The 7,727-nt window shown below is 73.4% G+C and carries 7 protein-coding genes; all 7 read right to left on the bottom strand.

Features of this window, described 5'->3' with window-relative positions; translation table 11 throughout:
• Positions 1-1,147, bottom strand: a 1,147-nt coding sequence (locus KSNIM_RS24070; protein WP_263105231.1) for a WXG100 family type VII secretion target, incomplete at its 3' end; no start/stop codon positions are given.
• A 34-nt stretch (positions 1,148-1,181) separates the two neighbouring features.
• Positions 1,182-1,778: a hypothetical protein gene (locus KSNIM_RS24065; RefSeq protein ID WP_263105230.1), complete on the bottom strand. Its 597-nt coding sequence runs from the start codon at positions 1,776-1,778 to the stop codon at positions 1,182-1,184.
• Positions 1,779-2,112: 334 nt separating this feature from the next.
• Positions 2,113-3,150 (bottom strand): adenosine deaminase, encoded by a 1,038-nt coding sequence (locus KSNIM_RS24060; RefSeq protein WP_263105229.1) that lies wholly within the window; start codon positions 3,148-3,150, stop codon positions 2,113-2,115.
• A 50-nt stretch (positions 3,151-3,200) separates the two neighbouring features.
• The gene (locus KSNIM_RS24055) at positions 3,201-4,508 is read right to left on the bottom strand and encodes a DUF445 domain-containing protein (RefSeq protein ID WP_263105228.1); all 1,308 of its coding nucleotides are present in this window, start codon (positions 4,506-4,508) and stop codon (positions 3,201-3,203) included.
• Between the two features lie 88 nt (positions 4,509-4,596).
• Complete coding sequence (locus tag KSNIM_RS24050; RefSeq protein ID WP_263105227.1) at positions 4,597-5,556, bottom strand: ATP-binding cassette domain-containing protein; 960 nt, start codon at positions 5,554-5,556, stop codon at positions 4,597-4,599.
• A gap of 45 nt (positions 5,557-5,601) precedes the next feature.
• Positions 5,602-6,375: an ABC transporter permease gene (locus KSNIM_RS24045; RefSeq protein WP_263108087.1), complete on the bottom strand. Its 774-nt coding sequence runs from the start codon at positions 6,373-6,375 to the stop codon at positions 5,602-5,604.
• Positions 6,376-6,475: 100 nt separating this feature from the next.
• The gene (locus KSNIM_RS24040) at positions 6,476-7,318 is read right to left on the bottom strand and encodes an ABC transporter permease (protein ID WP_263105226.1); all 843 of its coding nucleotides are present in this window, start codon (positions 7,316-7,318) and stop codon (positions 6,476-6,478) included.
• Positions 7,319-7,727: the final 409 nt, after the last annotated feature.

The raw sequence follows: 7,727 nt of genomic DNA, 5'->3' as shown, positions 1-7,727 counted from the left end.
CACCGGTGCCGGCCGTACCGCCCGCGCGGCCCGCGCCGACGGTGCTGCCGCCGCCACTGCCACCGCGGCCGCCGCCGAGGCCACCGCCTCCGCCGAGGCCTCCGAGGCCGCCGCCGGGCAGGCCGCCGCCCGGCAGGGGGCCACCACCGCCGAGGTTCCCGCCACCGGGCAGGCCGCCGCCGGGCAGCGTGCTGCCACCGCCGGGCAGGTTCCCACCGGGCAGGGTGGGGTTCGGCGAGGTCGGCATCGTCGGTGCGTGGTCGATGCCGGTGCTCGGCATCTGGCCGGGGTACGGCATGGTGTGCACCGGGCCAGGCCCGGTCGGCACCTGGTGGACCGGCGGCGTCGTGGGCACCGTCTGATGGCCGGACGGCGGCGTCCACGTGGGCATCTGCGCCGGTCGGCCCGAACCGCCGGTACCGCCGCCGACACCGCCGGTACCGCCGCCGACGTCCACGTTCTGTCCGCCGTCACGAGTGGTGGCACCCGGCACCGACGGGAACTCCGGCGGCTGCGCGGAGTTCAGCCGGGTGACCGACTGGTCGTAGGACTGCCCGAGCTTGGCCATCTGCTGGATCGCGTCCTGGTGCGCCTGGTCGACGCGCTTCCGCGCGGCCTGCGCCTGCTCCTCGGTGACCCAGTCGGAGTCGACCATGCCGGCGACCTTGTCTGCCGCCCAGCCGCCGACCACGTTGCCGATGCCGGGCATCGCCATGCCGCCGGCGATGAAGCCGCCGACGCTGACCGCGGTATTCGGCTGCGCCTCGTACCGGCGGACGATCTCCATGTCGGAGGTCGGCACGTCCGGCATGCTCGACTTGACCTCGCTGAGCGTCTCGCCGGCGGTCGCCATGTAGGTGCCAGCGTTCCGCGAGTAGTCGGCGAGCTGCATGGTGGACTTGGAGACGTTGCCGCCCCAGGTCTTGAAGCTGTCGGCCGCCTGGCCCTCCCACTCGAGACCGCTCATGTGGGCGTGCAGCTCGTTGCTGATCTCGTCCATCTTCTGCGCGGCCATCAGCAGCCGCTGGCCGACCTGCATGACGGCCACCGGGTCGGCGCTCTCGATCATGGCCACCAGCTGCTCGTGGCTGGCGCCGCCGAAGTCGTCGCCGTCGCGGTGGATCCTGACGAATCGCTTCTCGGTCATACCTCACTCCCCCTCTCCGCTGCCGGAGCCTTCATCAGTACGAACCCTGCTGGGTGCCGGTGGCCGGCTGGGCTGCCGGCTGTGTGTGCGCGGCAGGCTGGGCGTAGCTGCCGCCGCCCGCGGCCGTACGGCCGACGCCGGCAGAGGACGCCTGGGTCTGCTGGTCGGCCTGGTTGAGGATCGTCTGGAACTTCTGGCGCTGCTCCTCGTCGGAGTTCGCGTAGCCGCGGGCCGCCATGTCGATGCTGGCGCTCATGGCCTCGATCTGCAGGGAGAGCGTCCTGGACAGCTGCTCCAGGTTGGCGTGCACCGTGGCGTAGGCGCTCATGAGGCTGCCGGCCTGGCCGAAGTTCTGGCCGAGCTGCCAGGACTGCAGCTGCTGCTGGGAGACCTCGCCGTGACTCGCGGGCGAGCCGTCGAGGTCCTTGAGGATCGCGTCGACCTTGTTCTTGAAGGTCTGCAGGTTCTCGACCTCGACCTTGACGGCCTGGGCGCCGACCTGGCCGGCGAGGGCCTTGGACTGGGCCACCATCGCGGCCGTCTGAGCTGCCGTCACCGTCGAGACGACGTTGTAGAAGATGCCGGACGTTCCGCCGCCGCCACCGCCGCCGGAGTCCGCCGCGTTCACCATCGTTCAAACCTCCCCCGTGTCCGACCGGCCCCGCCGCGGCCTGCCGTACCACCACATCTCTCCGACCCCCGGAATCAGGGTCCGTCACCGTCCGGTCGGTTGTGCGCACCGATGGGCGGCAGCAACCCCCACCCGTAACATAGCGGCCCGCGCGGACGGCCCGTCAGGGGGCCCGGAGGCCCGGCGGGGTATCGGTACGCACTTGTCACCGGACACTCACAACATCCCCGCCCCGGCATCCTGTTCCCGCCCCCTCGCCCCTCCTCGGACCTGTCCCCGGGCCCCGGTCCGACTTCTCGCCGGGCCGGGGTTCAGGACGCGGGCGGGCGCCGGGTCAGCGCTGCCAGCCGGCCAGGTGGGCGTCGATCTCTGCGGCGAGCCGGGCCTTGCCGGCCTGGTCGAGGAAGGAGGCCTCGACGGCGTTCTTGGCGAGGGCGGCGACGCCGGCCTCGTCGAGGCCGAGCAGCCGGGCGGCGACGGCGTACTCGGTGTTGAGGTCGGTGCCGAACATCGGCGGGTCGTCGCTGTTGACGGTGACGAGCAGGCCGGCGTCGACCATCTGCTTGATCGGGTGCTCCTCGATCCGCTCGACGGCGCGGGTGGCGATGTTGGAGGTCGGGCAGACCTCCAGCGCGATCCGGTGCTCGCCGAGGTGGTCGAGCAGCGCGGGGTCGTGGACGGCCTGGGTGCCGTGGCCGATCCGCTCGGCGCCGAGGTCGCGCAGGGCGTCCCAGACGGTCTGCGGGCCGGTGGTCTCGCCGGCGTGCGGGACGCTCCGCAGGCCGACCGCCCGGGCCCGGTCGAAGTAGGGCTTGAACTGGGGGCGGGGCACGCCGATCTCCGGGCCGCCGAGGCCGAAGCTGACCAGGCCGTCGGGGGCGAGGTCGACGGCGAGCCGGGCGGTCTCCTCGGCGGCGGCGAGGCCGGCCTCGCCGGGGATGTCGAAGCACCAGCGCAGCACGACGCCGAGCTCCTTCTCGGCGGCCTTGCGGGCGTCCTCGATCGCCTCCATGAAGGCGACGTCGGGGATGCCGCGGTTCACCGAGGAGTACGGGGTGATGGTGAGCTCGGCGTAGCGGATGTGCTGGCGGGCCATGTCCTCGGCGACGCCGTAGGTGAGGGCGCGGACGTCCTCGGCGTCGCGGATCAGGTCGACGACGCTCAGGTACACCTCGATGAAGTGTGCGAAGTCGGTGAAGGTGAAGTACTCGGCGAGCGCCGCCGGGTCGGCCGGCACCTTGCTGCGGCCCTCGTGGCGGGCGGCGAGCTCGGCGACGACCCGCGGGGAGGCGGAGCCGACGTGGTGCACGTGGAGCTCCGCCTTCGGCATGCCGGCGATGAACGCCTCGATCGGGTTGCTGCCTTCGGTCACCACAGACGCTCCTTCGCGGGTCGATCAGACTCTGCATGCTATCCGCCGGGTTATCCGCCGAGCGCCACCGCGACGGTGTGGATCACCAGCCCGGCGGCGGCGCCGACCACCGTGCCGTTGATCCGGATGAACTGCAGGTCGCGGCCGACGTTGGCCTCGATCTTGCGGGAGGCGTCGTCGGCGTCCCAGCCGGCGACGGTGTCGGAGATCAGCGCGGTGATCTCCTCGCGGTAGGTCTCGACGACGTACTCGGCGGCGTCCTGCAGCCAGCCGTCGGCCTTCGCCTGCAGCTTCGGGTCGGTGGCCAGCCGGCGGCCCAGCGAGCGCAGCCCGTCCCGCAGCCGGCGGCGCAACTCGCTCTGCTCGTCCTCCGCGGCACCCAGCACGAGGGTGCGCACGGCCGCCCAGGACGAGGCGATCAGGTCCTGCACCTCGGGCCGTTCCAGCAGGTCTGCCTTGGCGTGCTCGACCCGGGCGATGGTGTCGGGGTCGTGCTGCAGCTCGGTGGCGAAGTCGGCGAGGAAGTTGTCGATGGCGCCGCGGGCGGGGTGCTGCGGGTCGTCGCGGATGTCGGTGACGAACCGCATCAGCTCCTTGTAGACGCGCTCGCCGACCTGGTGGTCGATGAACTTGGGCGTCCAGCCGGGGGTCTTGCGGGTCACCCGCTCGACGATGTCCTCGTGGTGCTCGGCGAGCCAGTGGTGGACACGGACGCTGACCAGGTCGACCACGCCGTGGTGGCCGCCGTCGGCGACGACCTTGCCGAGCAGTCGGCCGGCCGGCTCGGCGACGGGGGTGGCGGCGGCCCGCCGGGTGACGGCCTCGGCGACGACGGCCTGCACGTCCTCGTCGCGCAGGACGGCGATGACGCCGCGCAGCGCGGCGGCGGCCTCCCGGGTGACGCGTTCGGCGCTGCCGGGGGCGGCGAGCCACTCGCCGAGCCGGCGGGAGATGCCGATGGCCTCCAGCCGGGCCCGGACCACCGGCGGGGAGAGGAAGTTGTCGCCGACGAAGTCGCCGAGCGACTTGCCGAAGGCGTCCTTCTTGGTCGGGATGATCGCGGTGTGCGGAATCGGCAGGCCGAACGGGCGGCGGAACAGAGCGGTCACCGCGAACCAGTCGGCGAGCGCGCCGACCATGCCCGCCTCGGCGGCGGCCGCGACGTAGCCCGCCCATGCCCCGGCCCCGGCGGCGGAGGCCCAGGTGGCCAGGGCGAAGACGACGGTGGCGAAGGCCAGCAGGCCGGTGGCGATGGTCTTCATCCGCCGTACGCCGTGCCGCTTGCGCTCGTCGGCCTCGGTGAAGCTGACCCCGGTGGGAGGTCGGGAGGCCGTTCCGGTTCTCTGTTCGACGCTCACCCCGACAGTCTGCCCCGCGCCCGCCGTCCTGATCGCGACACCGTGCCGGGCGGCGTGATCGGGACGGCGGGGCCGGCGGCCGGGCGGCTCAGCCGATGGCGACGCCCGCGTACATCCGGGCGATGACGTCCTCGATGGCGGGTTCCCGGACGGACAGGTCGGCCAGCGGGTAGCGGGCGGCGATCGCGGCGACGATCGGGGCGGCGCTCTCCCGGGCGGGGAAGGCCAGCCACTGGCGCGGCCCGTCGACCCGGACGGTGCGGGCGCCGGGCACCAGGATCGGCGGCCGCGCCTCGGCGAGGTCGACGACCAGGGTGCGTTCGCTGTCGCCGGCGGCGTGCAGGCCGTCGAGGTCGCCGTCGTGGACGAGCCGCCCGTGGTCGATCACCATGACCCGGTCGCAGAGCTGCTCGATGTCGACGAGGTCGTGGGTGGTGAGCAGCACGGTGGTGCCGCGGCTGCGGTGGGCCTCCTTGAGGAAGGCGCGGACCTTGGCCTTGCTGACCACGTCGAGGCCGATGGTCGGCTCGTCGAGGTAGAGCACCTCGGGGTCGTGCAGCAGGGCGGCGGCGAGGTCGCCGCGCATCCGCTGGCCGAGCGAGAGCTGCCGGACGGGGGTGTCGAGGAGGGCGCCGAGGTCGAGCAGGTCGACGCAGCGGTCGAGGTTGGCGCGGTAGCGGGCGTCGGGGATGCGGTGGATGCGGCGGGCGAGCTCGTAGGAGTCGCGCAGCGGGAGGTCCCACCAGAGGGTGGTGCGCTGGCCGAAGACGACGCCGATCCGGCGGGCGAGAGCGGTGCGGTCGCGGGCGGGGTCGACGCCGGCGACCCGCAGCCGGCCGGAGCTGGGGACGAGGATGCCGGTGAGCATCTTGACGGTGGTGGACTTGCCGGCGCCGTTGGGGCCGATGTAGCCGACGCACTCGCCGGCGCCGACGGTGAAGCTGAGGCCGTCGACGGCGTGCACCTCGCGGCGGGCGCGGCGGAACCGGCCGGCGCGGGTGCGGACGGTGAAGCTGCGGCGGACGTCGTCGAGTTCGATCAGGGCCATCGGGTTGCTCCTTCTTCTCGGCGTGGTGGTGGGCGCGGGGCCGGTTCAGCTGCCGGCGCCCTGGTAGGCGCGCAGTCCGGCCCGCCAGGCGAGGGCGGCGGCGAGCACGCAGAGCGCGGCCGCGGCGGGCGAGGCGTACTGGAAGGCGGCGGGCAGGCCGAGCGGGTCGGGCCTGCCGAGGATGTGCAGGGCCGGCAGCCAGTTGACGAAGGCCAGCGGGACGCCGAAGACGGTGCCGGCGACGAGCTCCTTGGCGAAGACGGTCGGCGGGTACTGGAGCAGGGTGGCGCCGCCGTAGGTGAGGGAGTGCTGCAGCTCGCCGGCGTCGCCCCACCAGAACTGCAGGGCGGCCCCGGCGACGAAGATGCTCGCGAAGATGACGCTGCCGCAGACCAACAGCACCGGGACGAGCAGGATCCGGTCGGCCGTCCAGTGCACCGGCAGTGCGGTGAGCGACCAGCCGAGGACGGCGGCGGCCTGGAGGGGCCGGCCGAGCCGGCGCAGCGAGAAGCGTTCGGCGCAGACCTGGGCGAGGGCCGGGGCGGGCCGTACCAGCATGGTGTCGAGGGTGCCGGTGCGGATCCGGTTGCCGAGCGCGTCTACGGAGCCGACGAAGAGGTTGGCGGTGCCGAGGGCGAAGGCGGAGGTGCCGTAGAGGAAGCCGAGTTCGGGCAGGGTCCAGCCGCCGAGGGTCGCGGTGTGGCGGAACATCAGGACGACGACGAGGAAGTCGAGGGAGGTGGTGGCGAGGTTGGCGAGGAGCATCAGGACGAAGGAGGTCCGGTAGGACATCGAGGACCGCGTCCACATGCCGGCCATCAGCCACCAGGCGACCACGGCCCAGCAGATGCGCGCCCAGCAGGCGCGCGCCCACCCGGCGCGGACGGTCCCGGGCCCCGGGCGCTGTGCGAGGTGGAGCTCAGCCACCCTGCACCACCACCTTGCGCACGGCGAGCGCGAGGGCGAGCCGTCCGGCGGCGAAGAGTACCGCGGCCCAGGCGAGTTGGCCGGCGAGTCCGGTGGCCACCGCGGCGCCGGTGCGGTGCTGCACCAGGATGTCGACCGGGGTCTGGATCACCGCGGCCCAGGGCAGGGCGGCGGCGAGGCTGCCGAGCCATCCGGGGAAGAGCCCGATCGGCAGCAGCATGCCGGAGAGGAACATCGCGACGACCAGCACGACGGCCCGCACCCCGTCGGAGTCGTGCAGCCAGAAGCCGGTCAGCACGACCAGGAAGCGCAGGCCGAAGCTGACGGTGACGGCGAGCGCCACGGAGACCAGGAAGACGGCCCACACCAGCGGCGACGCCGGCAGCCGCAGGTCGAAGGCGAGGGCTCCGGCGAGGGTCGGCAGGGTGCCGCGGGCGAGCAGGTGGAAGGCGGCGCGGCCGAGGTCGGCGGCGAGCCACCAGCCCTGGAAGTCGACCGGGCGGTGCAGGTCGACGGCGATGTCGCCGGTCCGCAGGCGCTCCTGCACGTCGTCCTGGAAGCCGCCGCCCCAGACGGCGACGGTGACCAGCAGCGCCTGGCTGATCCAGATGTAGGTGACGGCCTGGGCGGTGTCGTAGCCGCCGAGGCCGGGGCGGGCCTGCCACAGGGCGAGGAAGGTGTAGGCAAGGATGAAGCCGAAGACGGTGTTGGTGACGGTGCCGGCGAGGGTCGCGGCGCGGTAGGTGGCGTAGCGGCGGAAGGCGCCGGCGGCCACCGCGAGATAGACGGCTGTGCCGCCGCCCTCCTGCCGTCCGGTCTGCACTGCCATCGCCATGATGTCTCCTTGTCGACTTTTCGGCCCGCAGTCGTGCACGGGCCGGTACGGGCGCACGCCGAGCAGCCCGCACGCGGACGCGCGGGCAGCCCCGATCGGCTCCGACCGGGCGCACCCCGGGGGTCCGGAGCGGCGGGCGGAGCTGAACGGTGTCTCAGCAGTCTGCGGTTGTCACCTTTCACCGTAGCGCCGGGCGCGGGCCCGCGCAGGCGAATTCCGGCACGCCCGAGCCGACCGGCCAAAACACCTGATTACGGGTCAAATCGCCCATAATCACCCCATGACCCGAGCGCAGCGAGCCAACAACCCGGCGGGCAACAGCCACCACCGCCCCGGGCAGGACACCGCCACGCGCACCGATCCGCCCGCCCAGCGGGGCACCGCCGCGGCCCCCGACGCCCCCACCCGG

This window comes from Kitasatospora sp. DSM 101779 (genome assembly GCF_025655475.1).
GTDB lineage: Bacteria > Actinomycetota > Actinomycetes > Streptomycetales > Streptomycetaceae > Kitasatospora.
The sequence above is the reverse complement of the archived record's forward strand: the minus strand, read 5'-3'. Positions and strand labels throughout refer to the sequence as shown.

Excerpts from the sequence above, each read along its gene's own strand:
- KSNIM_RS24065 (WP_263105230.1), bottom strand. The coding sequence starts at position 1,778 with ATGGTGAACGCGGCGGACTCCGGCGGCGGTGGCGGCGGCGGAACGTCC.
- KSNIM_RS24050 (WP_263105227.1), bottom strand. The coding sequence starts at position 5,556 with ATGGCCCTGATCGAACTCGACGACGTCCGCCGCAGCTTCACCGTCCGC.
- KSNIM_RS24045 (WP_263108087.1), bottom strand. The coding sequence starts at position 6,375 with ATGGCCGGCATGTGGACGCGGTCCTCGATGTCCTACCGGACCTCCTTC.
- KSNIM_RS24040 (WP_263105226.1), bottom strand. The coding sequence starts at position 7,318 with ATGGCGATGGCAGTGCAGACCGGACGGCAGGAGGGCGGCGGCACAGCC.